This window comes from Rhodocyclaceae bacterium, from assembly GCA_020248265.1.
Taxonomy (GTDB): domain Bacteria; phylum Pseudomonadota; class Gammaproteobacteria; order Burkholderiales; family CAIKXV01; genus CAIKXV01.
The window spans coordinates 199,862-226,007 of sequence record JADCHX010000011.1 but is presented as its reverse complement, the minus strand read 5'-3'; the positions used below and the strand labels follow the sequence as shown (position 1 = coordinate 226,007).

The following is a 26,146-nucleotide window of genomic DNA, read 5'->3' as shown; positions in this document are numbered from 1 at the left end:
AGCGTCCGCCGAGCGGCCGCTACTTGACAACCTGCAGGCGCGGGCGCGACGGACGCGATGGACTCGTCGGCGTGTCGGGACCCGGCTCGTCGCCGGTATCGCTGGGCGCAGGCGACTCGGGAGCCTCGGTGGCCTGCCCCTGCGTGCCGGCTGCCGCCTCGGTCGGGAAGAACAGCCCCTGCCCGTTTTCCTTGGCGAATATCGCGGCGACCGCACCCATTGGCACGCTGATCTCGCGCGATACGCCGTTGAAACGGGCAGAGAACTGCACCACGTCGCGTCCGAGGGTAATGTTGCGGGTCGCGTCCTGACTGATGTTGAGCACGATCTCGCCGTTCTTCACGTACTCGAGGGGCACCCGTGTCGACCCGTCCACCTTCACCGAGATATAGGGGGTGTACCCCGAGTCGCTGCACCATTCGTAGATGGCGCGGACGAGGTAGGGTTTGGTCGTCGGGTCGGTCATGTCGGCAGCCTACTTGCGCATCACCTTCTCGGAAGGCGTCATCGCGTCGATGAAGGCCGGACGGCTGAACAGCCGCTCGGCATACTTCGCCAGCGGCGCCGCCTGCCGGGGCAGCTCGATACCGTAGTGCTCCAGGCGCCAGAGCAGCGGTGCGATCGCAACGTCGAGCATCGAGAACTCCTCGCCCAGCATGTATTTCTGCTTGGCGAACACCGGCGCAATCACGGTCAGGTTATCGCGGATGATCTGGCGAGCCTTCTCGACCGTCTTGGCATTGCCCTTCTCAAGCGTATCGATGTGACAGAACAGTTCGTTCTCGAAGCGGTAGAGGAACAGCCGCGCCCGCGCCCGCATCACCGGATCGGCCGGCATCAGCTGGGGATGCGGAAAACGGTCGTCGATGTACTCGTTGATGATGTTCGACTCGTACAGCACAAGGTCACGCTCGACCAGCACCGGCACCCGGTTGTACGGATTCATCACCGCGAGGTCTTCCGGCTTGTTGAACAGGTCGACGTCGGTGATCTGGAAATCCATGCCCTTTTCGTAAAGGACGATACGGCAGCGTTGTGAGAACGGACAGGTCGTTCCCGAGTACAAGGTCATCATCAGGGGTTCTCCTCCGCCGGTCTCGAGCCGGCGCGAGTGGGTTCCGGGGTGCCCGAAGGCACCGTCGCAGGGAAGTTCAGTGCTTGATATCCCGCCAGAACTCGAGCTTCAGCAGATATACGAATACGAGGAGGATCGCCAGAAAGAACATGACGATGATGCCGATGCGGCTGCTCTGTACCTTCCAAGGCTCGCCCATGTAAACCAGGTAGTTCACCAGGTCGCCGACGGCGCGGTCGTACTCAACCGCGTTCAGCAGGCCGGGCTCACCGGGGGCGATGCTCTTCACCTGCACCGCATGGCCGTGGGACTGCTTCTCCTCGACCTTCAGTTGCGTCGCACCCTGCAACTGCCAGAGCGGATGCGGCATGCCGATGTTCGGGTATGCGAGGTTGTTCCAGCCCAGCGCACGCGATTCGTCGACGTAGTAGGACTTGAGCAGCGTGTAGATGTAGTCGGGTCGCTTGGAGCGGGCGATCACGGTCATGTCGGGCGGCGCCTTGCCCATCCACTCTTTCGCATCAGCCGGGCGCATCGCGATCGTCATCGGCGAGCCCACCTTGTCGGTCGCGAACAGCAGATATTCCTTGATCTGCTCTTCGGTCAGCCCGAGGTCGGTCAGCCGGTTGAACCGCATGTAGTTCGCGCTGTGGCAACCCATGCAGTAGTTGACGAACAGGTGCGCGCCGCGCTGCAGGGACACCGCATCCTGCAGGTTCACCGGTGCGCGCTGGAGTGCAACCCCACTGCTGGCAGCCAGCGCGGAAGACGGAGGCGCCGAGGACAGGACTGCCGCGAGGGAGACGAGGGCTGCGAATGCCCGGTTTCTGAACTTGGCCATCTTCATCCTGTCAACCGCTCGGGTTCGGGTTTGCACTTGTCGATGCGGCTGTACCAGGGCATCGCGAGGAAGAACGCGAAGTAGGCAATCGTCAGCAGGCGCGAGACGATCGTCGCCACTTCGACGCCACCGATGATCGGCAGTATCTCCGGCATCTTGCCCCAGACGTCGGTCGTGGCCACGCCCAGGTAGCCCAGTACGAGGAAGCTCACCACGAAGATCGCCAGTGCGGTACGGAAGATCGGTCCCTTGTAGCGGATCGACTTCACGGGGCTCTTGTCGAGCCAGGGCAGGAAGAACAGGATGATCACGCCCGCACCCATCACGGCCACGCCGGCGAACTGCGACCCGAACATCGCGGGCACGGCACGAAGCATCGCGTAGAACGGCGTGAAGTACCAGACCGGGGCGATGTGCGCCGGGGTCTGCAGCGGGTCAGCCGGAAGGAAGTTGTTGTACTCGAGGAAGTAGCCGCCCATCTCCGGACCGAAGAACAGGATCGCGAAGAACACGATGAAGAACACGACGATGCCGATCAGGTCCTTCACGATGTAGTAGGGGAAGAACGGTATGCCGTCGACCGGCTTGCCGGTAACCGGATCCTTGTTCTTCTTGATCTCGATGCCGTCGGGGTTGTTCGAACCCACTTCGTGCAGCGCGACCAGGTGCAGGAACACCAGCCCGACCAGTACCAGCGGCAGCGCTATCACGTGCAGCGCGAAGAAGCGGTTCAGCGTCGCATCGGACACCAGGAAGTCGCCGCGGATCCAGACCGAAAGGTCGGGCCCGATGAACGGCACCGAGGAGAACAGGTTCACGATCACCTGCGCGCCCCAGTAGGACATCTGGCCCCAGGGCAGCAGGTAGCCCATGAAGGCCTCGGCCATCAGGGCGAGGTAGATCATGCAGCCGAAGATCCACAGCAGCTCGCGCGGCTTGCGGTACGAGCCGTACAGCAGCGCGCGCATCATGTGCAGGTACACCACGACGAAGAACATCGAGGCGCCGGTCGAGTGCATGTAGCGGATGAACCAGCCGCCCGACACATCGCGCATGATGTATTCGACCGAGCCGAACGCGGTCAGCGCGTCGGGCTTGTAGTTCATCGTGAGGAAGATGCCGGTGACGATCTGCAGCACCAGCACGATCATCGCCAGTGAACCGAAGTAGTACCAGAAGTTGAAGTTCTTCGGAGCGTAGTACTCCGACATGTGGTACTTCCAGGTCGAAACCAGCGGGAACCGCTCGTCGACCCAATCAATCAGCCCTTGCCCGGCTGCAACGATTCGACTCATGACGCTCATGCCCCCTTGCTGTCGTCGCCGATACGCAGGCGAGTGTCGTTCAAGTATTTGTAAGGCGGCACCACCAGGTTGGTCGGTGCGGGCATCCCGGCGAACACCCGCCCGGCGAGGTCGAATACCGAGCCGTGGCAGGGGCAGTAGAAGCCGCCTGCCCAGCCTTCGGCCGGTGCCAGCCGGTCCGTAGGAGAGCAGCCGAGGTGGGTGCAGATGCCGAGCAGCACGAGCATCTCGGGCTTGATCGAGCGCGTGGCGTTCGCGGCATACTCGGGCTGCTGCGGCAACTTCGAATCGGGATCGGCCAGCTTCGGCTTGACGGCATCGAGAGTGGCCAGCATCTCGGGCGTGCGGCGTACCACCCAGACCGGCTGACCGCGCCATTCGGCACGCAGCAGCATGCCGGGTTCGATCGCGCCGACATCGACGTCGACCGGGGCGCCGGCGGCTTTCGCCCGCTCGCTCGGGAACCAGCTTGCGAGGAATGGCGCGCCCGCTGCCGCTGCGCCCGCAGCGCCGACAGCCGAGGTGGCCGCGAGCAGGAGCTTGCGCCGCTGGGGCATTTCAGCGCCGGGTGCTGGCGGCGTGAAGGATCCGCCGCTTGTGTTGCCAACCACGGGCGCGGTCATCGAGGGTGACTTGCTCATGCCATTCTAGCCTTTGCCGGAACCATAACCACGGGATTGTACCGAATCGGATGCGAGACCTGAAGCCTCGATGCGTTCGCCGGGTGGTCGCAGCGCGTTCCCCGCGCTGTTCGACAACCGCGATGGTGACCGAAAGCGGCGAAACCGGCGGATCAGGCGGGATTGTCGATGTCGATGAAGCGGTGATCCAGCCCATGCTCGCGCGCCAGATGTTCGCCGACGGCCTGCACTCCGTAGCGCTCGGTGGCGTGGTGACCGGCACAGACCAGGGCGATTCCGCACTCTCTGGCCACGTGCACCGTCTGCTCGGAGACTTCCCCGGTGATGAAGACATCGGCGTGCGGCCAGGCGTCCTCGATATAGCGCTGGCCACCGCCGGTACACCATGCCGCGCGGCGCAGCGGCATCGCGGGATCACCGATGACCAGCGGCTCGCGCCCCAGCGCCAGCGCGACCTGGCGCGCGAAGGCCGCCAGGGTTGTCGCGCCCGTCAGCGGCGACGGCAGGTCGCCCACCGCGAGCAGGCCGGCCCGGTCGAGCGAACCGGTGCGTTCGATCCCCAGTTGCACACCGAGCCGGCTGTTGTTGCCGAGCGTCGGATGGACATCGAGCGGCAGGTGGAAGGCGAACAGGTTCAGGTCGGCACCGATCAGGCGCGCGACCCGCGCCCGGCGGTAGCCGGTGAGCCGCCCGCTGTCGCCCTTCCAGAACAGACCGTGATGCACCAGCAGCGCATCGGCCCCGGCATCCACGGCGGCATCGATCATTGCCTGCGAGGCGGTCACCCCGGTCACCAGCCGGCGTACCTGCGCGCGTCCTTCCACCTGCAGTCCGTTCGGGCAGTAGTCGTCGACCGCCGCGGGCGGCAGCAGGCGATCGAGATAATCGCTGAGGTCCTGTCTGTCCATCGTCTCGTCGGGGATGCGGTGCGGCGCCGGATCGACGGCACGCGCCGGACGTGCGGGTCCGGTGCGCGCCTCGATGAGCCCGATGGTAGCCTTGATGATGGATCTGGGCGAATTCCGTCCGGCGATTTCGGGAATCTCGGCATGCGCAGGCTGTGGCTGCTGTTTGCACAGGCGGTGACGGTCACCCTCGGGGTGTGGTTCGTCGCGGCCCTGCTCCGCCCCGACCTGATGCCGGCGGCCCTGCAGCCCTGGCGGTCGATGCCCCACCATCAGGCCGCCCCCGCCGCGGGCGCTGCCGCGACGGCCGTCTCCGCAGCGGCCAACCCGGCACCTGCGCTTCCGGCGACCGGCTCCTACTCCGAAGCCGCCGCGCGCTCGATGCCATCGGTAGTGAACATCTACACGACCGCCCGTGTATCGCCGCGCGAGCGCAACCCCGCACTCGACGATCCTTTCTTCCAGTTCTTCTTCGGCGACCGCGCACCCGGCGGCCGTGGCCGCGGCGAGGGCGAGCAGCGCCAGCGCCCCGCCAGCCTGGGCTCCGGGGTGATCGTCAACGCTGGGGGCTTCATCGTCACCAATGCGCATGTCGTCGACGCCGCCGCGCAGATCGAGGTGGCGCTGTCCGACGGGCGCCGCGCGGCGGCCACCGTGGTCGGCTCGGATCCGGATACCGACCTCGCGGTGATCAAGGCCGACCTCGGCAACCTGCCGGCCATCCGCATCGGCGACACCTCGAAGGTCCGCGTCGGGGATGTCGTGCTTGCCATCGGCAATCCGTTCGGGGTCGGGCAGACGGTGACGATGGGCATCGTCAGCGCTTTGGGTCGCAGCCAGCTCGGCGTCAGCGCGTTCGAGAACTTCGTGCAGACCGATGCAGCGATCAATCCCGGCAACTCGGGCGGTGCGCTGATCGACAGCCAGGGCAACCTGATCGGCATCAACACCGTGATCTTCTCGCGCAGCGGCGGCTCGCAGGGCATCGGCTTCGCGATTCCAGCCGAGACGGTGCGCCAGGTGATGGACCAGCTGATCGCCTCCGGCCAGGTGGTGCGCGGCTGGCTCGGCGTCGAGACGCAGGACCTCACCCGAACACTGGCCGAGTCGTTCGGCATCGGGCCGGCCGGCGGGGCGTTGATCGCGGGCGTCGTACGCGGTGGCCCGGCCGAAGACGGCGGAATTCGCCCCGGCGACGTGGTCGTCGCGATCGAAGGCAGGCCGATCGGCGATTCGAGCGCCCTGCTCAACGCGGTCGCGGCGCTGAAGCCGGGCAGCAGTGCAGCGGTCGCGCTGGTTCGCGAGCGCAGGGAACTGAAGGTGACGGTGAAGGTGGGTACGCGGCCGGCACGCCGGCGCGGCTGAGTCAGTCGGCCGGTGCGATCCCGCAGAGGTTGAGGATGGTCGCGGCGTACACCTTCGTCGCTGCCAGCAGGTCATCGATCTTCATCGCCCGGTCGCGGGCGCCGCTGAACGGCTCCATCTGCCGCGGCGGGCCATAGCAGACCGACGGTATGCCGACCTCGTTGAACACGTTGACGTCGCGCCACATGCTGGTCTCGGCCGCCGGCGGCGTCGGAGTCGACGTGCCGAACAGGTCGCGATGCGCGGCCTCGATGGCGGCCACCAGCGGCTCGGCACCCCTGGCGACATGGCCGCGGGAGTACTGGTACACCGACAGCTTCGCCTCGACGCCGAGCTTCGCGGCGACCTGCGCGATCTCGCGTCGTACCAGCTCCGGGTTCTTGCCGGGCACGATGCGCACATCGACATGGATGTCGCACCAGCCCAGCGCCTCGGATCCGCTGACCTTCACCACCTGCGCGCGCGGCACGAACTGCCCACCCGGGAACGGCTGGCTTTCCCGCTCGGTGTAGGCGATCGCCCATTGCTCGATCGCGATCACCAGGTGCGCCGCCTTGACGAAGGCGTTGGACGCCGGGCCGAGCGTGGCCGGACGTTCATGGCGCGGCGTATAAACGCGCTTGCCTGGCACATGCACCTTGATCGACGCCTCTCCACACTCGGCCTTGATGATGCCGAAACCCGACGTCTCGCCCACCAGTGCGAAATCTGCGGTGATGCCGCGGTCGACCAGCCAGCGGGAGCCGAAGCCCTCGCCGGGGTAGTCGATGCCCTGCAGGTCGCCGACCGACGGGCGACCGGTCTCGAAGGCCACGCCGGCGAGGTAGCAGTCACCGCGCAGCCGCAAGCCCATGCGGCGGATGGCACGCAAGGCGATCATGAATGCGCACAACTGACCCTTGTCGTTGATCACGCCCTTGCCAATTATCAGGTCGCCATCGACCCAGGCACCCTCGATGCGCCGGTCGGCCTCGGTCGCATCGGCCGACAGGGCCGGGCCGGTGTCGAGGTGGGCATCGACGATCAGGCTGGACCCATCGCCGTTGCCCGGCAGGTGCCCGACCACGTTCGCGCTGCGCTCGGTGATCGGTTGCAGCCAGGCGTCGATCCCGTGCCTGGACAGCCACTCGCGCACATACTCCGCACCCGGCCGCTCCTGGGCGTGCGGAGTGGCCATGTTGCCCAGCGCCAGGCACAGCTCGACCAGGTCGTCGCGATCGCTGTCGATCGAAGCCAGCAACTTGCGGTGGATCTCGGTGCTGTCGCCGTCGCCGACGACCCTGCTGTTCCTGCCAGCCATGCTCGACCCTCCCCGGTCGGTATGCCCGCGCCCGAACACGGCGTGGCGCGCTATTCTGCCTTGATGCCGGCCGCGCGGATCACCTTCTCCCAGCGCGCGACCTCCATGTCGATGTAGGCCGCGAACTCCTTCGGCGAATTGCCGATCGCCTCGAAGCCACCGGTGGCCATGCGCTCCCTCATGTCGGGTTGCGCATAGATCTTCTGCAGGTCAGCGTAGAACTTGTTGATGATCGGCTGCGGCGTGCCTGCGGGCATCAGCAGGCCTGCCCAGGTCGAGGCCTCGAAGCCGCGCACGCCGGCCTCGTCCATCGTCGGCAGGTTGGGCATCGTCTGAGAACGTTTTGCCGAGGCGATCGCCAGTACATTGATACGCCCGGTGTTCACGTGCGGCAGCACCGCCGGCAGGTTGCCGAAGATCATCGAGATCTGGCCGCCCAGCAGGTCTGTGACGGCAGGACCGCCACCCTTGTACGGGATATGGGTGATGTCGACTTTCGCGAGCAGCTTGAACAGTTCCGCCGCCAGGTGGGTGGAGCCGCCGACGCCGCCAGAGCCGTAATTGATCTGCCCGGGCCGCGAACGCAGCAGCGCGATCAGTTCCTTCACGCTCTTCGCGGGCACGCTCGGATGCACCGCAAGCACGTTCGGGGACTCGGCGACGTTCGACACCGGCGCGAAGTCGGACAGCTTGTAGGGCACCTTGCGGAACAGGCTGAAGTTGGCCGGGAAGGCCGAGGTCGCCATCAGCATCGTGTAGCCGTCGGGCGCGGCGCGTGCGACCACCTCGGCGCCGATCATCGTCGAGCCGCCGGGGCGGTTCTCGACCAGCACGGTCTGGCCCCAGATCTCGCCCAGCTTGGTACCGACCAGGCGCGCGATGGCATCGGTCGACCCGCCGCCGGCAATCGGCACGATCATGCGTACCGGCTTGACCGGCCAGGCCTGCGCGAACGACAGGGTCGACGCGCAGAGGCAGGCCACGACCAGCAGGCGTGTAGCGGTGCGCAGCTCGGGGCGTCGGTCGATACGGGGCATCTTGGGGCTCCTTCCGAGGATCGTAGAGCGACATGAAGCAATAGGCAGGCCACCTGTCGAGCACGCGTCTTGATCGCCCCGGCCCCCTTGCCCGGATCGTAGCGCCGATCCGCGCACCGGGTCATCCCCCTGGCTGCGCCTTCGCGCCTTGGGCGCCTCGTGCGTCACGGATTGCCTGCAGCGCCGGCGGCAGCGGCGTGAGGGTGCCCTCGGTCGTCCAGCGACGCTCGGTGGCCAGCAGTTCCATGCGGTACAACCGATCGTCGGTTGAAGGATGGGTGCGCATGAACACGGGCACCGATTCCGACGCACTGCCGGCTACGGACGACCGACGCTGCATCTCCTGGAAGAACGCGGCGGCGCCAGCGACATGCCCGTAACGCTGCGCCACCGCAGCCAGCGCATCGGCATCGGCGCGCGCCTCCTGAGCGCGACTGAAGGTGAGCACAGTCAGGTTGCCGGCGCTGCCGACCACCCAGTCGGCGACAGCGGAGCCGGCGCCCGCCGACATGGCCGACATCACCACCGCAAGCGCCATTCCCCGGCCGAGGCTGCGCACCGGATCGCGGTGACGGATATGTGCGATCTCGTGCGCGAGCACCATCGCCAGCGCGTTCTCGCTGTCGATCGCCTCGACCAGACCACGGTAGATGGTGATGTTGCCGCCCACGGTGGCCGAGGCATTGGCCACCGGCAGTACGCCGTAGTGCACCTTCAGCGTCATGCCCGCTGGCAGTCCCTGCGGACCGACCAGGGAGTCGGCCAGCTTCTGTAACGTCGCCTCCGGCTCCGCCGCAGGGTCCACCGGCTTGACGAAACGCGCGGCCACCGCCTGTTCGGCCGAGAACGGCAGCCAGGCGGCGATGGCCTGGGCGAACAGCATCAGCACGAGCGCACAGGCGAGCAAAGCCACGCCCAGGCCAGCGACCATCACGAAGAACGACAGCACCGGACGCGACTCGCCGACGTTGATCGTTTCCTGCGGCAGTCGCGGATTGCTCCAGGCGCTCACGCGAGCCGGCGCAGCGCCGTCCCGTAGGCGAGCAGTTCGACCGCGCCGACGCCACGACCGGGCACCTGTACCGTCTGGAACTTGACGTTGACGATCATCGATGCGCCCTTGCGCATCGCCGCATGCTTCATGCGCAGCACCGACTCGCGCCGCGCGCGGTCGAGCAGGCTCTCGTACGAGCGGACGCGTCCGCCGAAGATGCTGTAGAGGCCGGCGGCCACCGCCTTGAAGTAGTCCTGCGACACCACGACGCTGCCGCAGACCAGCGTCGCCTGGAATGGCTGCGACACCGTAGGCGGGAAGCGACTGCTGAACACGGTCACGCGCTCGAACAGTTTCTCGCGCTTGCGGATCGATCGATAGTGCGCCTTCTCGGCGATACGGCCGGCGACATAGCCGACCAGCAGCAGGACCGCGAAGACGATCAGTTCGACAAATGGGAGGAGACCCTGCATCCCGGCCGCCTACTCGACCACCACAGCGGTACCGTAGGCGAACAGTTCGGCCGCACCCTGTGTGATCGAGGAGGTGGAGAAACGCACGTTGAGTACCGCGTTCGCCCCCGCAGCCTGCGCCTGGCGCACCATGCGCTCGGTGGCCTCCTCGCGCGCCTCGTTCAGCAGTTCGGTATAGCCCGTCAGTTCGCCACCGACGATGTTCTTCAGGCTGGCGAGCAAGTCGCGCCCGACATGCTTTGCACGCACGGTACTGCCCTGCACCAGACCGAGGTGGCGCACGACCCGCTTGCCAGGAATGAGTTCGATGTTTGTCAGAATCATCTTCGCTCCGTAACGTATGCCAGAGTGATTGGCGCTACTGCCGCTGCTCAGGACTCTTTGCCCGCACCGGCCGCGTCCGATTCGGCCGACTCGGCGGCGGCCCGGGCGTCCGCCTCGGCACGCGACGGCGAGAGACCGGTGAATCGCGCGATCTGCAGGCCGAGTTCGTACAGCAGGCACAGCGGGATCGCGAGCAGCAGTTGCGAGATGACGTCCGGCGGCGTGACGACGGCCGCGACCACGAACGCGCCGACGATCACGTACGGCCGCGCCTGCTTCAACTGGTCGATGGTGGCTACGCCGAAGCGCACCAGCAGCACCACGACGATCGGCACCTCGAACGTAAGCCCGAAGGCCAGGAACATGCCCATCACGAAGGACAGGTAGTTCTCGATATCGGGGGCGACCGCCACCGATTCGGGAGCGAAGCCGGCGATGAACCGGAACACGAAGCCGAACACGACAAAATAACAGTAGGCCATGCCGACGAAGAACATCCCGACGCTCGAAGCGAGTACGGGCAGGGCAAGGCGCTTCTCGTGCTGATAGAGCCCCGGCGCGACGAAAGCCCAGACCTGGTAGAGCACGTAGGGCAGCGCGAGCAGGAAGGCGACGAACAGGGTGACCTTCAGCGGCACCATGAACGGCGAAATGACGCCGGTGGCAAGCAGCTTGGTACCGACCGGCAGCGCCGTCATCAGCGGCAGCGACACCGCATCGAAGATCTGCTTCATGAACGGCGACAGCACGACGAATACCAGCAGCACCGAACCGGCCGCGCGCACGACCCGCTGCCGGAGTTCAACGAGGTGGGACATGAAGCTCTCGGCGGGCGGGGCATCTTCCGTGCCTGCATCCGCCTGCGGATCGTTACCGGGGGTGGTCGACATCGGTCAGGCCCCTGGCACGCCGACGCGGGCCGGTACGTCCACGGACAGCGGGACCTCGGGCCAACGGCGCGCGCCGGACAGTGGTGCCGCGGCACTGGCCATCGCGATCGAGGCAGTGGCCCTGCAGCACGCGGTACCCGCCCGGCTGGACATCGCACCGGCCACCGTCGGCTCGATCCATGTCTGGCTCGCGTCCGCCGGCGGCGCGGACAGTTCGACCAGCGCAGGCTCGGGCATCGGCGTCACTTCATCGCCAGGCAGCGGCATCCCGGCCGGCAGTGCCGCACCGTGCGCTTCGCTGCGCGCCAGCGCCTCCAGGTCACCGGCCGTGGTACGCGCAGCGGTCTCGAACGAGTTGAACGAAGACTGCACGGAACCCGCGGTCTCTTCGACCGTCTGCCGGAACTTGCGCAGTTCTTCGAGTTCCATCTCGCGCGTGATGTCGGATTTCACGTCGGCGACATAACGCTGCATGCGGCCGATCAGGTGGCCGACGGTCTTCGCGACCTTGGGCAGGCGCTCCGGGCCGAGCACGACCAGCGCGACGACCGCGATCACCATCATTTCAGAGAAGCCGAGGTCGAGCATGGCTCGGGCCGCCTATGCCGCCGCGTCGGCGGTGCCGCGCATCGGCACCGGGCACGTACGGATCAAACCTTGCTTTCTGACTTGCTCTTGACCTCGCCCTCGATCGTCTGCCCCGAGATCTGCTGCGAGGGGGTGCCAGGGGCGGTGCCGGTACCGGGCTTGTCGTCTTCGGGCTTCATGCCTTCCTTGAACCCCTTGATCGCGCTGCCCATGTCCTTGCCGAGGTTGCCGAGCTTCTTGGTGCCGAACACCAGCACTACGACCAACAGCACGATCAACCAGTGCCAGATGCTGAACGAACCCATGACGATGCTCCTTGTCGGTCGAGCGGCGCGCAGGCCGCTGGCGGCGTGATCCGGGGTGGGAAATACGGGACTGAACGAACCTGCTGCGATCATGGACGCGGGCACATGCCGCTTCCGATCATCCGGCGTTCCTGGCCTTCTTCTCGTCGTGGCCCGACACACCCTCACGCCGTGCCAGTTCGTCGAGTACATCGCCGGGCCGCAGGCCATGGAAGGCAAGCAGCACCATGCCGTGGAACCAGAGGTCAGCCATCTCTCTGATCAGGTGCAGTTTATCACCGTCCTTCGACGCCATTAGCGTCTCGGCCGACTCCTCCGCCAGCTTCTTGAGGATGGCGTCTTCGCCCTTGTGGAACAGGCTCGCCACGTACGAGCTGCCCGGATCGGCCAGCTTGCGCGACTCCAGCGTGTCCGCCAGTCTTTCGAGGATGGGTTGGTGTTCCATGGTGTCAGTCGGTACGGCCGTAGATTTCGCCGGGCGGGCGCAGCACGGGGTCGGTGGTGACCCAGCCGCCGGCCTCGAGCCGACGGTAGAAGCAGCTTGCACGACCCGTGTGGCAGGCGATGCCGCCGACCTGATCGATCAGCAGCAGGATGACGTCTTCATCGCAATCGAGCCGGATCTCGGACACCTTCTGCAGGTGGCCGGACTCCTCGCCCTTGCGCCACAGTTTGCCACGCGAACGCGACCAGTAATGAGCAAAACCGGTCTGGTGGGTGAGCGCGAGCGCCTCGCGATTCATCCAGGCGAACATCAGTATGCGACCGTCGGCAGCGTCCTGCGCGATCGCCGGGATCAGCCCGGCCGCGTCGAACGCGACCTCGTCGAGCCAGGCATCCGCACCCATGCTAGAGCCTCACCTCGACGCCGGCGGCAGCCATCGCCCGCTTGACTTCGCCGACCGTATGCTCGCCGTAGTGGAAGATGCTGGCGGCCAGCACCGCATCCGCATGGCCGAGCGTCACGCCGTCGACCATGTCGCCGATCGACCCCACGCCACCGCTGGCGATGATCGGGATGGACAGGGAATCCGAGAACGCACGGGTGAGCGCGAGGTCGAAGCCGACCCGCGTGCCATCGCGGTCCATGCTGGTCAGAAGGATCTCGCCCGCGCCGTTCGCCTGCATCCGCCGCCCCCACTCGAGGGCGTCCAGGCCGGTCGCGCGCCGCCCGCCGTGGGTGAACACCTCCCAGCGCGGCGCGTCGTCCGGCGTGCCCGGGACCCGCTTCGCGTCCACGGCAACGACGATGCACTGCGAGCCGTAGCGGTCGGCCGCTTCGCGTACGAACTCCGGCGACTGCACGGCAGCGGTGTTGATGCTGACCTTGTCAGCGCCGGCGTTGAGCAGGGAACGCACGTCGGCGACCGTGCGCACGCCGCCGCCGACGGTGAGCGGGATGAAGACCTGGGCGGCCACGGCCTCGACCATCGACAGCAGCGTGCTGCGTTCATCGCTGCTCGCCGTGATGTCGAGGAAAGTGAGTTCGTCGGCGCCCTGCTCGTCGTAGCGGCGCGCGACCTCGACCGGGTCGCCGGCATCGCGCAGGTCGACGAAATTCACGCCCTTGACCACCCGGCCGCCAGCGACATCCAGGCAGGGGATGATGCGCTTGGCCAGCATCGCTCAGGCGTCCGGCGCAGGCACGGGCGGCGACAGCGTGTCGGCCAGCCGCTGGGCCTCGCCGAAGTCGATCGTGCCTTCATAGATCGCACGGCCGGTGATCGCGCCCGGGATACCCTCGGCCTCGACCTCGCACAGCCTGCGCACGTCGTCGAGGTTGGTCAGGCCGCCGCTGGCGATCACCGGGATGGTCAGTTGCCGGGCCAGCCGGACCGTCGCCTCGATGTTGATGCCGCTGAGCATGCCGTCGCGGCCGATGTCGGTGTAGATCACCGCCTCCACGCCGTAATCCTCGAACTTCTTCGCCAGGTCGCCGACCTCGTGCCCAGTCATCTTCGACCAGCCGTCGACGGCAACCTTGCCGTCCCTGGCATCGAGCCCGACGATGATGTGGCCGGGGAAAGCGCCGCAGGCGTCGTGCAGGAAGCCGGGCGTCTTCACCGCGGCCGTACCGACGATCACGTAAGAGACGCCGTCGTCGAGGTAGCGCTCGATCGTGTCGAGGTCGCGGATGCCGCCGCCGAGCTGGATCGGGATGCGATCGCCGACCGCCTTGACGATGTCCTTGATCGCCGGCTCGTTCTTGGGCCTGCCGGCGACCGCACCGTTCAGGTCGACGATGTGCAGGCGGCGCGCACCCTGGTCGAGCCACTGCTTCGCCATCTGGCCCGGCTGGTCGGAATAGACGGTCGCGCCGTTCATGTCGCCCTGGCGCAGCCGCACGCAGCCGCCGTCTTTCAGGTCGATCGCGGGAATCAGGAGCATGTTGCACCCTCGGTGATCGTTCCTGCGCGGACATCCCAGCGGACGAAATTCGCCAGCAGCTGCAGGCCTGCCCGATGGCTCTTTTCGGGATGGAACTGCACGGCGAACAGGTTGTCGCGGGCGACTGCGCAGCAGAACGGGAAAGGATAGTGGCTGTAGCCGGCGACCAGATCGGGGCGCGCCGGCTGGGGAAAATAGCTGTGCACGAAATAGAAGCGGGTCGCGTCGGGGATGCCGGCCCACATGGGATGCGCTTCGGACTGGTGCACTTCGTTCCAGCCCATGTGCGGCACCTTCAGACGGCTGCCGGCCGCATCGAACATCGCCTCGGGCGGGAATCGGATCACCTCGCCCGGCAACACCGACAGGCCGGGCGTATCCGCCTCTTCGGAGCGATCGAACAGCATCTGCAGGCCGATGCAGATGCCGAGAAACGGACGGCTGGCCGCGGCTTCCAGCACGGCCGCACGCAGGTTTCGGGACTGCAGTTCGCGCATGCAGTCGCGCATCGCCCCCTGGCCCGGAAACACCACCCGGTCGGCGGTGGCGATGGCGGCCGGGTCGCCGGTGACGACCACCGGCACGCCGTCCGAGACATGTTCGAGGGCCTTGGCCACCGAACGCAGGTTGCCCATGCCGTAGTCGACTACAGCGATCGTCATCGCGGGCTCTTGCTCAACGTGGGTTCAACGTGGAAAAGGAAATGGCCGCGCCGGTGCCGGCCCGGCTCAGAGCGTGCCCTTGGTGGAAGGGACGGCGTCGACCGCGCGCGGGTCGAGTTCCACCGCCATCCGCAGCGCACGGCCGAACGCCTTGAAGATCGTCTCGGCCTGGTGGTGCGCGTTGCGGCCCTTCAGGTTGTCGATGTGCAGCGTCGCCTGAGCGTGGTTGACGAAGCCCTGGAAGAACTCGTACACGAGGTCGGCATCGAACTCGCCGATGCGCGCGCGCGTGAACTCGACCTGCATGTCGAGGCCGGGACGCCCCGACAGGTCGACCACCACCCGCGACAGCGCTTCGTCGAGCGGCACGTAGGCATGGCCATACCGGCGCACGCCACGCTTGTCGCCGACCGCCTTCGCCAGCGCCTGGCCGAGCGTGATGCCGACATCTTCGACCGTGTGGTGGGCATCGATGTGCAGGTCTCCGACCGCGCTGATCTCGAGATCGAACAACCCGTGGCGTGCGATCTGCTCGACCATGTGGTCGAGGAAGGGCACGCCGGTCGCGATCGAATAGACCCCCGTGCCGTCGACGTTCAGCGTGACGTCGATCGAGGTCTCCTGGGTCTTGCGATGTACGGTGGCCTGACGCATGAGCGAAGGTTAACCCAAATCCGCCACGGCCTCGTGCAGCGCCGCAATGAAGCGGCGGCTCTCCGCCGGCGTTCCCACCGTCACCCGCAGGCAGTCAGCGAGCAGCGGGTGCGCGCGCGACACGTTCTTGACCAGCACCCCGCGCGCGACCAGTGCATCGAACAGCGCAGCCGCCCGGGGAATCCGGAACAGCAGGAAGTTCGCCTCCGACGGGAAGACCTCGGCACCGGGTACGGCCCGAAGCGCTTCGGCCAGCGCAGACCGGTCGGCGCGGATGGCTGCGGCCTGCGCCGCGAGGGCGGGATAGCTGTCGAGCAGCCGCGTCGCAGCGAGCTGGGTCAGCACGTTGACGTTGTAGGGCAGGCGCAGCTTGTCGAGCTGCTCGAGCCAGGCCGGCGCGCCGACCAGGAAGCCCAGGCGCAGGCCAGCCATGCCCAACTTGGAGAAGGTGCGCATCACCAGCACGTTGGGCAGCCGGGCCGCGAGTTCGAGGTGGCTGCTGTCGCCGAACGCATAGTAGGCCTCGTCCACCACCAGCAATCCGGGCGTGGCCGCAGCGATGCGCTCGATGTCGGCGCGCGCGAACGTGTTGCCGGTCGGGTTGTTCGGCGTCGCCAGGAACATCACCGCCGGGCGCTCGGCCTCGAGCATGCGCAGCACAGCGCCCATGTCGAGGGAGAAATCGGAGCGCAGCGGGCATGATGCGTAGCGCAGCCCGGTGAAGGTCGCGATCATCCGGAACATGACGAACGTCGGCTCGACCGAGGCCAGCACCGCGCCGGGCTTCGCCACGGCCATTGCCAGCAGCTGGATGATCTCGTCGGAACCGTTGCCGAGCAGGATGTCGCAACCGGACGGTACATCGAGCGCGCGCCGGATCGCCGCCTTCAGCGCGCGCGCATCGGCCTCGGGATAGCGGTTTACCAGCGCCGCGCCGAGCAGCGCGCCGAGGCCTGCCGCGAGGTCGTCCGGCAACGGGTACGGGTTCTCCATCGCATCGAGCTTCACCATGCCGGCCGAAGCGGGAACATGGTAGGCCGACAGCGCGAGCAGTTCTTCGCGGATCAGGGACTGCGGCGTCGCCGCGCCGTTGGCTTCGCTCATGCCGCCCCCCGGCGCTTCGGCTTCAAGCGACACTCGGCCGCGCGTGCATGCGCTTCGAGCCCTTCCGCGCGCGCGAGCACGCTCGCGATGCCACCCAGCGCATCGGCGCCGCGCGGCGTGACCTCGATCACGCTGGTGCGCTTCTGGAAGTCGTAAACGCCCAGCGGCGAGGAGAAGCGCGCGGTGCGTGCGGTCGGCAGCACGTGGTTGGAGCCGGCGCAGTAGTCACCCAGCGTCTCGGACGTGTAGTGGCCGACGAAGATCGCGCCCGCATGGCGGATGCGCTCGACCAGCGGCCGCGGATCGCGCACCGAGAGTTCGAGGTGCTCGGGCGCGATGCGGTCGGCGATCGCGCAGGCTTCCGCCAGGCTCTTGACGCGCACCAGCGCGCCGCGCGAGGCGAGCGACTTCGCGATCACCTCGCGTCGGGCCATGCCGGGCAGCAGGCGGGCGATCGCCGAGTGCACCGCGGTCAGCAGGCGCAGGCTTGGCGTGAGCAGGATCGATTGCGCCATCTCGTCGTGTTCGGCCTGCGAGAACAGATCCATCGCGATCCAGTCGGGGTTGGCCGAATCGTCGGCGATGACCAGGATCTCGGACGGGCCGGCGATCATGTCGATGCCGACGGTGCCGAACACGCGGCGCTTCGCTGCGGCGACATAGGCGTTGCCCGGGCCGGTGATCTTGTCGACCGCAGGCACCGTCGCGGTGCCGTAGGCCAGTGCCGCCACCGCCTGCGCGCCACCGATCGTGAACGCGCGGTCGACGCCGGCGAGCTTCGCCGCAGCGAGCACCAGGGTGTTGCGTTCGCCCCCGGGCGTCGGCACGACCATCACCACGTCACGCACCCCGGCCACCTTCGCCGGCACCGCGTTCATCAGCAGCGAGGACGGATATGCCGCCTTGCCACCCGGCACGTACAGGCCGGCGCGATCGAGCGGTCGCACGAGTTGCCCGAGCTTCGACCCGTGCTCGTCGGTGAACTGCCACGACTTCGACACCTGCCGCTCGTGGTAGTCGCGGATGCGGGTATGCGCGGCCTGGAGCGCGCGCCGCTCGATGGCGCCGAGGGCCTTCCAGGCAGCCGCCAGTTCGGCGCGGGTGATCTCGAGAGCGCCCGCGTTGCGCACCGTCATGCGATCGAAGCGCCGGGTGTAGGCGACCAGCGCGCGATCGCCGTCGCGCCGCACGTCGTCGATGATCGTCGCGACGGCCGACTCGATCGCAGGATCGGACGACGCATCGAAGGCCGTCAGCGCGGCCAGCGCAGCGTCGAAGCCGCGAGCACCGCTGTCGAGGGTGCGCACCAGCGAAGCGCCTGCGGTGCTGCGCGACCTGGCACCGGCGGTCGTGTGCTCAGCCATGGGCGGCCTCCAGCCGGCGCGTGCGCGAAGCGGCGGCAGCCAGCGACACGGTGTCGATCAGTGGCCGCAGCGCCTCGCGCTTGAGCCGCAGCGCAGCCGGATTGACGATCAGCCTCGCGCTCACCAGGGAAATCTCCTCCACTGCGACGAGGTTGTTCGCCTTCAGCGTGTTGCCGGTATCGACCAGGTCGACAATCACGTCGGCCAGGCCGGTCAGCGGCGCGAGTTCCATCGAACCGTACAGCTTGATCAGGTCGACATGCAGGCCCTTGGCCGCGAAATGCTCGCGCGCGGTGCGTTCGAACTTGGTCGCCGCGCGCAGGCGGCGACGCTGCGCCACCGCGGCGGCGTAGTCGAAATCGGAGCGTGCGGCGACCACCATCCGGCAGCGGGCGATGTCGAGGTCGACCGGCTGGTACAGACCGCTGCCGCCGTGTTCGTCGAGCACGTCCTTGCCCGCGACGCCGACGTCCGCGCCGCCGAACTGCACGTAGGTCGGCACGTCGGTCGCGCGCACGATCACCAGCCTGACGTCGGGACGATTGGTCGGAATGATCAGCTTGCGCGAGCGTTCGGGATCGATCGCCGGCACCAGCCCGGCCTGCGCGAGCAGCGGTAGCGTGTCGTCATAGATGCGGCCCTTGGACAGCGCGATGGTGATGATCGGTGCGGAGGTCAAGTCAGCGGTTCCGGTACGGATACAGGTCGGTGGAGGTCGGCTTCAGCGTGCGCGGCGGATCTTCGCGCCGAGCCCGGACAGCTTCCGCTCGATCGCCTCGTAGCCGCGGTCGAGGTGGTAGATGCGGTCGATCACCGTCTCGCCGCTGGCGGCCAGCGCGGCAATGATCAGGCTCGCCGATGCCCGAAGGTCGGTGGCCATCACCGCTGCGCCGTCGAGCGCCGGTACGCCCTGGATGATCGCCGTGTTGCCGTCGATCTCGATCTGCGCACCCATGCGCTTCATCTCGAGCGCATGCATGAACCGGTTTTCGAAGATCGTCTCGACGATGGTCGAGGTGCCTTCGGCGACGCAATCGAGCGCCATCAACTGCGCCTGCATGTCGGTCGCGAAACCGGGATACGGCGCGGTGCGCAGGTTCACCGCGCGCGCGCGTGCCGGCATCGCCAGCGCGATGGTATCGGCGCCGGTCTCGATGCGCGCGCCGGCCTCGCGCAGCTTGTCGAGCACCGCCGTCAGGTGCGAGGGGTTGGCGCCGCGCACGACGATGTCGCCGCAGGTCGCCGCCGCCGCTGCGAGGAAGGTTCCGGCCTCGATGCGGTCGGGCATGATGCGCCAGGAGGCACGATGCAACCGCTCGACGCCCTCGATCGTGATCTCGCTCTCGCCGGCACCGCTGATGCGCGCGCCCATGGCGTTCAGGCAGTGCGCGAGTTCCGCCACTTCCGGCTCGCGCGCGGCGTTCTGGATCACCGTCGTGCCCTCGGCCAGCGCAGCCGCCATCATGAGGTTCTCGGTGCCGGTGACCGACACCAGGTCCATGAAGATCGGCGCGCCGCGCAACCGCCTGCTGCCTCCCGGGTGCCCCACCCGCGCTTCGAGGTAGCCGTGCTCGATCGAAATTTCGGCGCCGAGTGCCTGCAGGCCCTTGATGTGCAGGTCGACCGGGCGCTGCCCGATCGCGCAGCCGCCGGGAAGCGAGACGCGCGCGCGTCCGAAGCGCGCGACCATCGGGCCGAGCACGAGGATGGACGCGCGCATGGTGCGCACCAGTTCGTAGGGCGCCTCCAGCCGGTCGAGCTTCGCGCAGTCGAGAACCATCGTGTGGTCCTCGGGTCGCTCGACCGTCGCGCCCATCGTCGACAGCAGCTTCGCCGTGGTCGCCACGTCCTGCAACCGCGGGACGTTGGTGACGGTCAGCGGTTCGGCCGAGAGGATGGCCGCGCACAGCACCGGCAGTGCGGAGTTCTTCGCGCCCGAAACCTCGACTTCTCCGGCGAGCCTCGCGCCGCCTTCGATGACCAGCTTGTCCATGGATCGTCCGTGAAGTCAGTGGCGCAGCTTGTAGCCGCTCTTGAGCAGCAGCATCGCCCAGCCGCTGACTACCACCGCGCAGGCAGCGACCACCGCGAGCGACAGCCAGGGCGAGACGTCGGCAGCCCCGAAGAAGCCCCAGCGGAAGCCGTCTACCATGAAGAACACCGGGTTCAGGTGCGAGGCGGCCTGCCAGAAAGGCGGCAGGGTCTGCACCGAATAGAACACGCCGGCGAGAAAGGTGAGCGGTACCACCACGAAGTGCTGGAACGCCGACAACTGGTCGACCTTGTCGGAATAGATGCCGGCCACCAGGCCGAGGGCGCCAAGCGAGGCCGACCCGAGCATGGCGAACACGACGACCGCGAAAGGATGCGCGACCGGCAGCGGCGCGAACCCGGCACCGACCAGCAGCACGGCCGCGCCGCACAGGAAGCCGCGCAGCATCGATGCCAGGACATACGCGCCGACGATCTCTGCCGGCGACAGCGGCGGCAGCAGGATGAAAACCAGGTTGCCGGTCATCTTCGACTGGATCATCGAGGACGACGTGTTGGCAAACGCGTTCTGCAGCGCGGCCATCATGGCCAGCCCGGGCACCAGGAACGAACTGTAGGCCACGCCCGGGAATACCTCGACATGGTTCGCCAGCACATGGGCGAAGATCATCAGGTAGAGCACGGTCGTCACCACGGGGGCGAACACCGTCTGCATGCTCACCTTCCAGAAGCGCAGCGTTTCCTTGTAGAGGAGCGTGACGAAGCCGCCACGGACGTCGGTGGCCGGAACGGCGATCGGGAGCAGGTGTTCGGACAAGGAGGCAGCCGCCAGCAGTGTGGGCGGCGTCTGGAGACGCCGCAGGTTCGCCGCCGGTGGCCCGGCGCTGATCGGGGACGGATTTTACACCCCTGTCCGCCCGCAGGCCCCGGCAAACGTTTCGCGCAAGCCCTTTTTGCGCGGTCGGGCCGGCGCAACAGCGCTCGTCGGCGGGCGTTCAGTGCCGGGTCATCACCTGCATGAACACATCCTGCAGGTCGGGCTGGACCACGTCCAGTTCGAGTACCGCCTCGCCGGCCTGGCGTACTTCGGCGAGGATCTGCTCCAGTTCGGCATAGTTGCCGAGGGGGATCGTCACCGAATCGCCGTCACGCACCGGTTGCCGCGCAGCCAGCGCCATCGGGAGGGTGCTGCCGGACAGCCGCAACCGGACGGTCTTCTGCGCGTTGCGCGCGACCCGCAGCAGGTTCGCCGTAGTGTCCAGGGCGACGACACGGCCCTGCTTCAGCATGGCGATCCGGTTGCACAGGGTCTCGGCTTCTTCCAGGTAATGGGTGGTCAGCACGATGGTGTGCCCGGCACGATTCAGGCGCCCGATGAACGCCCAAAGCCCCTGGCGCAGCGCAACGTCTACGCCCGCTGTCGGCTCGTCGAGCACCACCACCGGCGGCTTGTGCACCAGCGCCTGCGCCACCAGCACGCGCCGCTTCATGCCGCCCGACAGCGCGCGCATGTTCGTGTCGGCCTTGCTGGTGAGATCGAGGCTGTCGAGCAATTCGTCGATCCATGCGTCGTTCCGGCGCAGGCCGAAGTAACCCGACTGGATGCGCAGTGTCTCGCGCACCGTGAAGAACGGGTCGAACACCAGTTCCTGGGGAACCACCCCGAGATGGCGCCGCGCCGCCCGGTAGTCGTCGACCACGTCGTGGCCCATCACCGACGCCCGCCCCCCGCTTGCCCGGACAAGGCCCGCCAGCACGCTGATCAGCGTGGTCTTGCCGGCGCCGTTCGGCCCGAGGAGCCCGAAGAACTCGCCCGGCTCGACCCGCAGGTCGACACCATCGAGCGCCTGCAGCGATCCGTAGCGCTTGGACAGCCCTTCGATGGCAATGGCTGCGCTCATCGACAGCCCCGTGCAGCGGCGACGCTCAGCACCGCTTCAGACATGGGCGGGCGCCAGCAGCAACGCATCGACACCGTACAGTGCGGCCAGCGTGGCCAGCTTCGGCGGTGGGTTCGAGTAGCGGATGCCGGACCCACCATCCGCCGACCGGCGCTGCCACTCGAAGAAGACCCCGATCGCTGCGGAGTCGAAGTCGGTGAGGCCAGCGAGGTCGATCTCGACCGTCGCGTTACCCGCCGCAGCCAGCAGCACCGAGCCGGACGCGAGCACCGCGGGCGCCGACTCGATGGTGATCGCACCATCGACCCTGAAGCGGCCGCTGCCGTCGGCGCGCAGGACTGCCTGGCTGCTCACTTCTTCGCGACCTCGATGGACGCGCTGCGATTGCGCTCGGCAATCGACTTGACCAGCCCGTCGACGCCGGACTTGCGGATCTCGGCGTCGAAGCTCGAGCGGAAGTTCACCACCAGGCTCACGCCACCGATGGTCACGTCATAGACTCTCCAGCCCTGGGGCGTGCGCTCCATGTCGTAGTCGATCGGGATAGCCTGCGCACCGGGCTGGTTCACAACGGTCTTCACCTGCACATCGGTCGACCCGGCGGGGATCTTGAGCGGCCGGACGTCGATCGTCTGGTTGCGGTATTCCTTCAGCGCCACCGCGTAGGTGCGCAGCAGCAGCGCGCGGAACTGACGCACCAGTTCTTCCTGCTGGGACGGATTGGCCTGCTTCCAGTTCGCCCCCATCGCGAGGCGGGTCATGCGCACGAAATCGAAATGGGGCGACGCATGCGTCTCGGCCACTTCGAGGATGCGCTTCATGTCGCCGGACTGGATGGCCTTGTCGCCCTTGACGATCTCGATGATCTTGTCCGTGGTCGTCCTCACCAGCTGATCAGGCCCGATATCCTGGGCGTGCACTGCCGGGGCAGCAAGCAGGAGGCAGAGCATCGCAAGAGCCGGGGCGAACGGACGAAGCAACAGCGGAACACGGCAGGACAGTCTCATGGATTCACTCATCGGAGGGTGGATGCAGGGAAAGGACAGGTGCATGCGGCGCCGTCGCACCGCGAGGGCGATATGCCCGCGCCGCTGCGACCGCAGTAGAACCGCGGCCGGACGACCGCGAAGAGCGCTGGCAGGCCTGCAGGCGCGTCACTTGGCAGCCGGTTCGCCTGCACGGCTCGTCAGGAATTGCCCGATCAGGTCTTCGAGCACCACGGCCTTCTGCGTCTTCGAGATCCGGTCGCCGTTGGCGAGCACCTTCTCGTCGCCGCCGGGAGCCAGGCCGATATACTGCTCGCCGAGCAGGCCTGACGTGTAGATGCTGGCGAAAGTATCTTTCGGAAACTTGTCGAACCGCTTCTCGATGCTGAGGGTGACCACCGCGTTGAACGTCTCGGCATCGTAGTCGATCGTCACCACCCGACCGACCACGACACCGGCGCTGCGCACCGGCGCCTTCGGCTTCAGACCACCGATGTTCTCGAAACTGGCCGTCAGTGTGTAGGTCGGCCCGGCGCGCAGGAGATCACCGGCATTGCCCACCTTGAGCGCAAGAATCAGCAGCGCCGCCATGCCGCCGACGACGAAGATGCCGACCCAGACGTCGAGCGAAGAACGTTCCATCAGAGCCCCCGGAACATGAGCGAAGTAAGGATGTAATCAAGAAACAGGATGGTCAGGGCCGACGTCACCACGGTGCGGGTCGTGGCGCCGGACACTCCCTCGGCGGTGGGCGGGGCATCATACCCTTCGAACACCGCAATCCACGAGATCGCGAACCCGAAGGCCAGGCTTTTCAGCAGGCCGTTGACGATGTCCTCGCGGAAGTCGACCGAGTTCTGCATCTGCGACCAGAACGAGCCCTCGTCGACACCCAGCAGTACGACGCCGACCAGGTAGCCGCCATAGATGCCCATCGCCGTGAACATCGCGGTCAGCAACGGCGTCGAGATCACGCCCGCCCAGAAGCGCGGCGAGACGACCCGCGCGATCGGATCGACCGCCATCATCTCCATCGCGCGCAGCTGTTCGGTCGCCTTCATCAGGCCGATCTCGGCCGTGACCGCAGATCCGGCGCGGCTGGCGAACAGCAGCGCGGTGATCACCGGCCCCAGTTCGCGCAACAGCGACAGCGCTACCAGCACGCCGAGCGCCGATTCCGAGCCGTAGGTCCTGAGCGTCTGGTATCCCTGCAGGCCCAGCACCATCCCCACAAACAGGCCGGACACCAGGATGATCACCAGCGACAGCACACCGGAGAAGTAGACCTCGCGCACGACCAGCCGGGGCCGGCGCAGGCAGACACCGGAATTGAGCAGCGTCAGGCCGAGGAAGCGCGCCGCGAAGCCCAGGCGCAGAAAGGTGTCGATCGTCCGACGACCGATTCCGCCGACGGTGAGCCAGCCCTTATCGATCACGTGCGCCAAGCCTGAGTTCGGTGCGGTAGTCGGCACCCGGATAGTGGAACGGCACTGCGCCGTCGATCTCGCCGCGGAAGAACTGCCGTGCGTAGGGCTTGTCCGATGCCAGCATCTCGGCAGGCGTACCCTGCGCGACGATCTGTCCTTCGGCCATCAGATAGCAGTAATCGAGGATCTTCATCGATTCGCGCACGTCGTGAGTGACCACGATCGAGGTGGCCCCCAGTGCATCGTTCAGCGTCCGGATCAGGTTGCTGATCACCGCCAGCGAGATCGGGTCGAGGCCGGTGAACGGTTCGTCGTACATGATCAGCTCAGGGTCGAGCGCCACTGCGCGCGCCAGCGCGACCCGCCGCGCCATGCCGCCGGACAGTTCCGCCGGCATCAGCTTCGCCGCCCCGCGCAGGCCGACCGCGTGCAGCTTCATCAGCACCAGGTCGCGTACGATCGGCTCGGGCAGCGCGGTGCGCTCGCGCATCGGGAACGCGACGTTGTCGAACACCGACAGGTCGGTGAACAGCGCGCCGAACTGGAAAAGCATGCCCATCTTGCGCCGCATGCGATAGAGCCCGTCGCGGCCGAGCGCACCCACCGACTCGCCATCGACGACCACGGAGCCCTCAGACGGGCGCAGCGCACCACCGATCAGCCGCAGCAGCGTGGTCTTGCCGCAGCCGCTGCCGCCCATGATGGACACGACCTGCCCCCGTGGCACACGAAGGTCCAGCCCCTTCAATATGCTCCGGCGACCGTAGCCGAACTGCAGGCCTGAGATTTCTACGAAGTTGTCCGAAGACACGCGCGGGATGGAAGTGGAAAACAGCTATTCTATCCCTTCGCACCTTACCGGTGAGTTACTGGTTCGACAACACTCGCGATGCATCCCGCAGCGGTCGAGTTTTCCGGCGTGAACCGGCAGTTCGGCAGCAGACGCGCCGCGGCCGATGTGTCGTTCGCCGTGAACGCCGGCGAGAGCGTCGCACTGGTCGGCGTGAACGGAGCCGGCAAGACGACGCTGCTGCGCTGCATGCTCGACTACTGCCGCGCCGACAGTGGCACGATCCGCGTCTTCGGGGTGCCGAGCACCCATGCCGAGGCACGCAGCCGGATCGCCTGGCTGCCGGAGCGGTTCTCGCCGCCCTACTACCTCACCGGGCGCGACTATCTGCGCTACCACGCGTCCCTGCGCGGCGCGGCACACGACGAAGCGGCTGCCCTCGAACGCTTGCGCGACCTCGATTTCGATCCCGAGGCGCTCGACCGCCCCGCACGCACCTTCAGCAAGGGGATGCTGCAGAAGCTCGGTCTGGCAGCCTGCCTGCTCGCGCGCCGTCCGCTGACTGTGCTCGACGAACCGATGAGCGGGCTGGATCCACTGGCGCGGTCGCGGGTCCGCGCAGCGCTCGGACGCCTGCGGACGGACGGTGGCGCACTGCTGTTCAGTTCGCATGCCCTGGAAGACGTCGCGGCACTGTGCGACCGGCTGGCGGTGATCCACGGCGGGCGCGTCGCCTTTGCCGGCACACCGGCGCAACTGTGCGCACGCTCCGGCACAACAGTCCTCGAACAGGCTTTTCTCGAGTGCATCGACGCCACCGCCGCATGAGACGATAG

The 26,146-nt window shown here is 67.2% G+C and carries 33 protein-coding genes; 2 read left to right on the top strand and 31 right to left on the bottom strand.

What is annotated here, in order from left to right:
• Nucleotides 1–19: 19 nt before the first annotated feature.
• The 6 genes from ING98_12025 to ING98_12000 all read right to left on the bottom strand — a co-directional run bounded on the left by ING98_12025 (nucleotide 20) and on the right by ING98_12000 (nucleotide 4,769).
• Nucleotides 20–466, bottom strand: coding sequence for a ClpXP protease specificity-enhancing factor (locus tag ING98_12025; GenBank protein MCA3102596.1), 447 nt, complete (start codon nucleotides 464–466; stop codon nucleotides 20–22).
• A gap of 9 nt (nucleotides 467–475) precedes the next feature.
• Complete coding sequence (locus ING98_12020) at nucleotides 476–1,075, bottom strand: glutathione S-transferase N-terminal domain-containing protein (protein ID MCA3102595.1); 600 nt, start codon at nucleotides 1,073–1,075, stop codon at nucleotides 476–478.
• Nucleotides 1,076–1,151: 76 nt separating this feature from the next.
• Complete coding sequence (locus ING98_12015; GenBank protein MCA3102594.1) at nucleotides 1,152–1,922, bottom strand: cytochrome c1; 771 nt, start codon at nucleotides 1,920–1,922, stop codon at nucleotides 1,152–1,154.
• Nucleotides 1,919–3,220, bottom strand: a complete 1,302-nt coding sequence (locus ING98_12010) for a cytochrome bc complex cytochrome b subunit (GenBank protein ID MCA3102593.1) — start codon at nucleotides 3,218–3,220, stop codon at nucleotides 1,919–1,921. Before ING98_12010 ends, ING98_12015 begins: the two co-directional genes overlap by 4 nt.
• Nucleotides 3,217–3,843: a ubiquinol-cytochrome c reductase iron-sulfur subunit gene (gene petA, locus ING98_12005; GenBank protein ID MCA3102592.1), complete on the bottom strand. Its 627-nt coding sequence runs from the start codon at nucleotides 3,841–3,843 to the stop codon at nucleotides 3,217–3,219. The genes ING98_12010 and petA overlap by 4 nt, the downstream gene beginning before the upstream one ends.
• A 170-nt stretch (nucleotides 3,844–4,013) precedes the next feature.
• The gene (locus ING98_12000; GenBank protein ID MCA3102591.1) at nucleotides 4,014–4,769 is read right to left on the bottom strand and encodes a Nif3-like dinuclear metal center hexameric protein; all 756 of its coding nucleotides are present in this window, start codon (nucleotides 4,767–4,769) and stop codon (nucleotides 4,014–4,016) included.
• Between the two features lie 141 nt (nucleotides 4,770–4,910).
• Here ING98_12000 and ING98_11995 point away from each other — a divergent pair, with 141 nt between their 5' ends.
• On the top strand, nucleotides 4,911–6,131 hold the full coding sequence (locus ING98_11995) for a Do family serine endopeptidase (protein MCA3102590.1): 1,221 nt from the start codon (nucleotides 4,911–4,913) through the stop codon (nucleotides 6,129–6,131).
• Between the two features lies 1 nt (nucleotide 6,132).
• On the opposite strand, the gene ING98_11990 is transcribed toward ING98_11995, so the two are convergent.
• The 25 genes from ING98_11990 to ING98_11870 all read right to left on the bottom strand — a co-directional run bounded on the left by ING98_11990 (nucleotide 6,133) and on the right by ING98_11870 (nucleotide 25,331).
• Nucleotides 6,133–7,431 carry a M20/M25/M40 family metallo-hydrolase gene (locus ING98_11990; protein MCA3102589.1) on the bottom strand — a complete coding sequence of 433 codons (1,299 nt, stop codon included), beginning with the start codon at nucleotides 7,429–7,431 and terminating at the stop codon, nucleotides 6,133–6,135.
• 50 nt (nucleotides 7,432–7,481) lie between these two features.
• Nucleotides 7,482–8,468: a tripartite tricarboxylate transporter substrate binding protein gene (locus ING98_11985; GenBank protein ID MCA3102588.1), complete on the bottom strand. Its 987-nt coding sequence runs from the start codon at nucleotides 8,466–8,468 to the stop codon at nucleotides 7,482–7,484.
• Nucleotides 8,469–8,589: 121 nt separating this feature from the next.
• A complete protein-coding gene (locus ING98_11980; GenBank protein ID MCA3102587.1) occupies nucleotides 8,590–9,480 on the bottom strand; it encodes a M48 family metallopeptidase in 891 nt (296 codons plus the stop codon).
• Nucleotides 9,477–9,935: a heavy metal-binding domain-containing protein gene (locus ING98_11975; protein ID MCA3102586.1), complete on the bottom strand. Its 459-nt coding sequence runs from the start codon at nucleotides 9,933–9,935 to the stop codon at nucleotides 9,477–9,479. Before ING98_11975 ends, ING98_11980 begins: the two co-directional genes overlap by 4 nt.
• 9 nt (nucleotides 9,936–9,944) lie before the next feature.
• The gene (locus ING98_11970) at nucleotides 9,945–10,259 is read right to left on the bottom strand and encodes a YbjQ family protein (protein MCA3102585.1); all 315 of its coding nucleotides are present in this window, start codon (nucleotides 10,257–10,259) and stop codon (nucleotides 9,945–9,947) included.
• Nucleotides 10,260–10,306: 47 nt separating this feature from the next.
• Nucleotides 10,307–11,149: a twin-arginine translocase subunit TatC gene (gene tatC / locus ING98_11965; GenBank protein MCA3102584.1), complete on the bottom strand. Its 843-nt coding sequence runs from the start codon at nucleotides 11,147–11,149 to the stop codon at nucleotides 10,307–10,309.
• A gap of 3 nt (nucleotides 11,150–11,152) precedes the next feature.
• Nucleotides 11,153–11,737 (bottom strand): twin-arginine translocase subunit TatB, encoded by a 585-nt coding sequence (tatB, locus tag ING98_11960; GenBank protein ID MCA3102583.1) that lies wholly within the window; start codon nucleotides 11,735–11,737, stop codon nucleotides 11,153–11,155.
• 62 nt (nucleotides 11,738–11,799) lie between these two features.
• On the bottom strand, nucleotides 11,800–12,042 hold the full coding sequence (gene tatA / locus ING98_11955) for a Sec-independent protein translocase subunit TatA (GenBank protein ID MCA3102582.1): 243 nt from the start codon (nucleotides 12,040–12,042) through the stop codon (nucleotides 11,800–11,802).
• Nucleotides 12,043–12,160: 118 nt separating this feature from the next.
• On the bottom strand, nucleotides 12,161–12,487 hold the full coding sequence (locus ING98_11950; protein ID MCA3102581.1) for a phosphoribosyl-ATP diphosphatase: 327 nt from the start codon (nucleotides 12,485–12,487) through the stop codon (nucleotides 12,161–12,163).
• Nucleotides 12,488–12,491: 4 nt separating this feature from the next.
• The gene (gene hisI, locus ING98_11945; GenBank protein MCA3102580.1) at nucleotides 12,492–12,890 is read right to left on the bottom strand and encodes a phosphoribosyl-AMP cyclohydrolase; all 399 of its coding nucleotides are present in this window, start codon (nucleotides 12,888–12,890) and stop codon (nucleotides 12,492–12,494) included.
• A gap of 1 nt (nucleotide 12,891) precedes the next feature.
• Complete coding sequence (hisF, locus tag ING98_11940) at nucleotides 12,892–13,665, bottom strand: imidazole glycerol phosphate synthase subunit HisF (GenBank protein MCA3102579.1); 774 nt, start codon at nucleotides 13,663–13,665, stop codon at nucleotides 12,892–12,894.
• Between the two features lie 3 nt (nucleotides 13,666–13,668).
• The gene (hisA, locus tag ING98_11935; GenBank protein ID MCA3102578.1) at nucleotides 13,669–14,430 is read right to left on the bottom strand and encodes a 1-(5-phosphoribosyl)-5-[(5-phosphoribosylamino)methylideneamino]imidazole-4-carboxamide isomerase; all 762 of its coding nucleotides are present in this window, start codon (nucleotides 14,428–14,430) and stop codon (nucleotides 13,669–13,671) included.
• Entirely contained in the window at nucleotides 14,421–15,092 is a 672-nt protein-coding gene (gene hisH / locus ING98_11930; GenBank protein ID MCA3102577.1) for an imidazole glycerol phosphate synthase subunit HisH, read from the bottom strand. The genes hisA and hisH overlap by 10 nt, the downstream gene beginning before the upstream one ends.
• 66 nt (nucleotides 15,093–15,158) lie before the next feature.
• Nucleotides 15,159–15,746 (bottom strand): imidazoleglycerol-phosphate dehydratase HisB, encoded by a 588-nt coding sequence (gene hisB / locus ING98_11925; GenBank protein ID MCA3102576.1) that lies wholly within the window; start codon nucleotides 15,744–15,746, stop codon nucleotides 15,159–15,161.
• Between the two features lie 9 nt (nucleotides 15,747–15,755).
• Nucleotides 15,756–16,850, bottom strand: a complete 1,095-nt coding sequence (locus ING98_11920) for a histidinol-phosphate transaminase (protein ID MCA3102575.1) — start codon at nucleotides 16,848–16,850, stop codon at nucleotides 15,756–15,758.
• Nucleotides 16,847–18,214, bottom strand: a complete 1,368-nt coding sequence (hisD, locus tag ING98_11915) for a histidinol dehydrogenase (GenBank protein MCA3102574.1) — start codon at nucleotides 18,212–18,214, stop codon at nucleotides 16,847–16,849. The genes ING98_11920 and hisD overlap by 4 nt, the downstream gene beginning before the upstream one ends.
• Complete coding sequence (locus ING98_11910; protein MCA3102573.1) at nucleotides 18,207–18,893, bottom strand: ATP phosphoribosyltransferase; 687 nt, start codon at nucleotides 18,891–18,893, stop codon at nucleotides 18,207–18,209. The genes hisD and ING98_11910 overlap by 8 nt, the downstream gene beginning before the upstream one ends.
• 42 nt (nucleotides 18,894–18,935) lie before the next feature.
• The gene (murA, locus tag ING98_11905) at nucleotides 18,936–20,207 is read right to left on the bottom strand and encodes a UDP-N-acetylglucosamine 1-carboxyvinyltransferase (protein ID MCA3102572.1); all 1,272 of its coding nucleotides are present in this window, start codon (nucleotides 20,205–20,207) and stop codon (nucleotides 18,936–18,938) included.
• Nucleotides 20,208–20,222: 15 nt separating this feature from the next.
• Nucleotides 20,223–21,041: an ABC transporter permease gene (locus ING98_11900; GenBank protein ID MCA3102571.1), complete on the bottom strand. Its 819-nt coding sequence runs from the start codon at nucleotides 21,039–21,041 to the stop codon at nucleotides 20,223–20,225.
• A gap of 160 nt (nucleotides 21,042–21,201) precedes the next feature.
• On the bottom strand, nucleotides 21,202–22,107 hold the full coding sequence (locus ING98_11895) for an ABC transporter ATP-binding protein (GenBank protein MCA3102570.1): 906 nt from the start codon (nucleotides 22,105–22,107) through the stop codon (nucleotides 21,202–21,204).
• A 36-nt stretch (nucleotides 22,108–22,143) separates the two neighbouring features.
• Complete coding sequence (locus tag ING98_11890; GenBank protein ID MCA3102569.1) at nucleotides 22,144–22,461, bottom strand: STAS domain-containing protein; 318 nt, start codon at nucleotides 22,459–22,461, stop codon at nucleotides 22,144–22,146.
• A complete protein-coding gene (locus ING98_11885; protein ID MCA3102568.1) occupies nucleotides 22,458–23,057 on the bottom strand; it encodes an ABC transporter substrate-binding protein in 600 nt (199 codons plus the stop codon). Before ING98_11885 ends, ING98_11890 begins: the two co-directional genes overlap by 4 nt.
• A 204-nt stretch (nucleotides 23,058–23,261) precedes the next feature.
• Entirely contained in the window at nucleotides 23,262–23,735 is a 474-nt protein-coding gene (gene mlaD / locus ING98_11880) for an outer membrane lipid asymmetry maintenance protein MlaD (GenBank protein MCA3102567.1), read from the bottom strand.
• Nucleotides 23,735–24,526, bottom strand: coding sequence for a lipid asymmetry maintenance ABC transporter permease subunit MlaE (mlaE, locus tag ING98_11875; GenBank protein ID MCA3102566.1), 792 nt, complete (start codon nucleotides 24,524–24,526; stop codon nucleotides 23,735–23,737). The genes mlaD and mlaE overlap by 1 nt, the downstream gene beginning before the upstream one ends.
• Nucleotides 24,519–25,331: an ABC transporter ATP-binding protein gene (locus ING98_11870; GenBank protein ID MCA3102565.1), complete on the bottom strand. Its 813-nt coding sequence runs from the start codon at nucleotides 25,329–25,331 to the stop codon at nucleotides 24,519–24,521. Before ING98_11870 ends, mlaE begins: the two co-directional genes overlap by 8 nt.
• Nucleotides 25,332–25,409: 78 nt before the next feature.
• On the opposite strand from ING98_11870, the gene ING98_11865 reads away from it, so the two are divergent.
• Nucleotides 25,410–26,138: an ABC transporter ATP-binding protein gene (locus tag ING98_11865; GenBank protein ID MCA3102564.1), complete on the top strand. Its 729-nt coding sequence runs from the start codon at nucleotides 25,410–25,412 to the stop codon at nucleotides 26,136–26,138.
• Nucleotides 26,139–26,146 lie beyond the last annotated feature (8 nt).

Bases quoted from the DNA above. Each gene is read 5' to 3' on its own strand.
- hisI (MCA3102580.1), bottom strand. From the start codon at position 12,890: ATGGGTGCGGATGCCTGGCTCGACGAGGTCGCGTTCGACGCGGCCGGG.
- mlaD (MCA3102567.1), bottom strand. From the start codon at position 23,735: ATGGAACGTTCTTCGCTCGACGTCTGGGTCGGCATCTTCGTCGTCGGC.
- ING98_11885 (MCA3102568.1), bottom strand. From the start codon at position 23,057: ATGCTCTGCCTCCTGCTTGCTGCCCCGGCAGTGCACGCCCAGGATATC.
- hisF (MCA3102579.1), bottom strand. From the start codon at position 13,665: ATGCTGGCCAAGCGCATCATCCCCTGCCTGGATGTCGCTGGCGGCCGG.
- ING98_11995 (MCA3102590.1), top strand. From the start codon at position 4,911: ATGCGCAGGCTGTGGCTGCTGTTTGCACAGGCGGTGACGGTCACCCTC.
- ING98_11895 (MCA3102570.1), bottom strand. From the start codon at position 22,107: ATGAGCGCAGCCATTGCCATCGAAGGGCTGTCCAAGCGCTACGGATCG.
- ING98_11970 (MCA3102585.1), bottom strand. From the start codon at position 10,259: ATGATTCTGACAAACATCGAACTCATTCCTGGCAAGCGGGTCGTGCGC.
- ING98_11920 (MCA3102575.1), bottom strand. From the start codon at position 16,850: ATGAGCGAAGCCAACGGCGCGGCGACGCCGCAGTCCCTGATCCGCGAA.
- tatA (MCA3102582.1), bottom strand. From the start codon at position 12,042: ATGGGTTCGTTCAGCATCTGGCACTGGTTGATCGTGCTGTTGGTCGTA.
- hisH (MCA3102577.1), bottom strand. From the start codon at position 15,092: ATGACGATCGCTGTAGTCGACTACGGCATGGGCAACCTGCGTTCGGTG.
- tatB (MCA3102583.1), bottom strand. From the start codon at position 11,737: ATGCTCGACCTCGGCTTCTCTGAAATGATGGTGATCGCGGTCGTCGCG.
- hisD (MCA3102574.1), bottom strand. From the start codon at position 18,214: ATGGCTGAGCACACGACCGCCGGTGCCAGGTCGCGCAGCACCGCAGGC.
- ING98_12020 (MCA3102595.1), bottom strand. From the start codon at position 1,075: ATGATGACCTTGTACTCGGGAACGACCTGTCCGTTCTCACAACGCTGC.
- murA (MCA3102572.1), bottom strand. From the start codon at position 20,207: ATGGACAAGCTGGTCATCGAAGGCGGCGCGAGGCTCGCCGGAGAAGTC.
- ING98_11950 (MCA3102581.1), bottom strand. From the start codon at position 12,487: ATGGAACACCAACCCATCCTCGAAAGACTGGCGGACACGCTGGAGTCG.
- ING98_12010 (MCA3102593.1), bottom strand. From the start codon at position 3,220: ATGAGCGTCATGAGTCGAATCGTTGCAGCCGGGCAAGGGCTGATTGAT.
- ING98_11985 (MCA3102588.1), bottom strand. From the start codon at position 8,468: ATGCCCCGTATCGACCGACGCCCCGAGCTGCGCACCGCTACACGCCTG.
- ING98_11975 (MCA3102586.1), bottom strand. From the start codon at position 9,935: ATGCAGGGTCTCCTCCCATTTGTCGAACTGATCGTCTTCGCGGTCCTG.
- ING98_12000 (MCA3102591.1), bottom strand. From the start codon at position 4,769: ATGGACAGACAGGACCTCAGCGATTATCTCGATCGCCTGCTGCCGCCC.
- hisB (MCA3102576.1), bottom strand. From the start codon at position 15,746: ATGCGTCAGGCCACCGTACATCGCAAGACCCAGGAGACCTCGATCGAC.
- ING98_12015 (MCA3102594.1), bottom strand. From the start codon at position 1,922: ATGAAGATGGCCAAGTTCAGAAACCGGGCATTCGCAGCCCTCGTCTCC.
- ING98_11865 (MCA3102564.1), top strand. From the start codon at position 25,410: ATGCATCCCGCAGCGGTCGAGTTTTCCGGCGTGAACCGGCAGTTCGGC.
- petA (MCA3102592.1), bottom strand. From the start codon at position 3,843: ATGACCGCGCCCGTGGTTGGCAACACAAGCGGCGGATCCTTCACGCCG.
- tatC (MCA3102584.1), bottom strand. From the start codon at position 11,149: ATGTCGACCACCCCCGGTAACGATCCGCAGGCGGATGCAGGCACGGAA.
- ING98_12025 (MCA3102596.1), bottom strand. From the start codon at position 466: ATGACCGACCCGACGACCAAACCCTACCTCGTCCGCGCCATCTACGAA.
- hisA (MCA3102578.1), bottom strand. From the start codon at position 14,430: ATGCTCCTGATTCCCGCGATCGACCTGAAAGACGGCGGCTGCGTGCGG.
- ING98_11990 (MCA3102589.1), bottom strand. From the start codon at position 7,431: ATGGCTGGCAGGAACAGCAGGGTCGTCGGCGACGGCGACAGCACCGAG.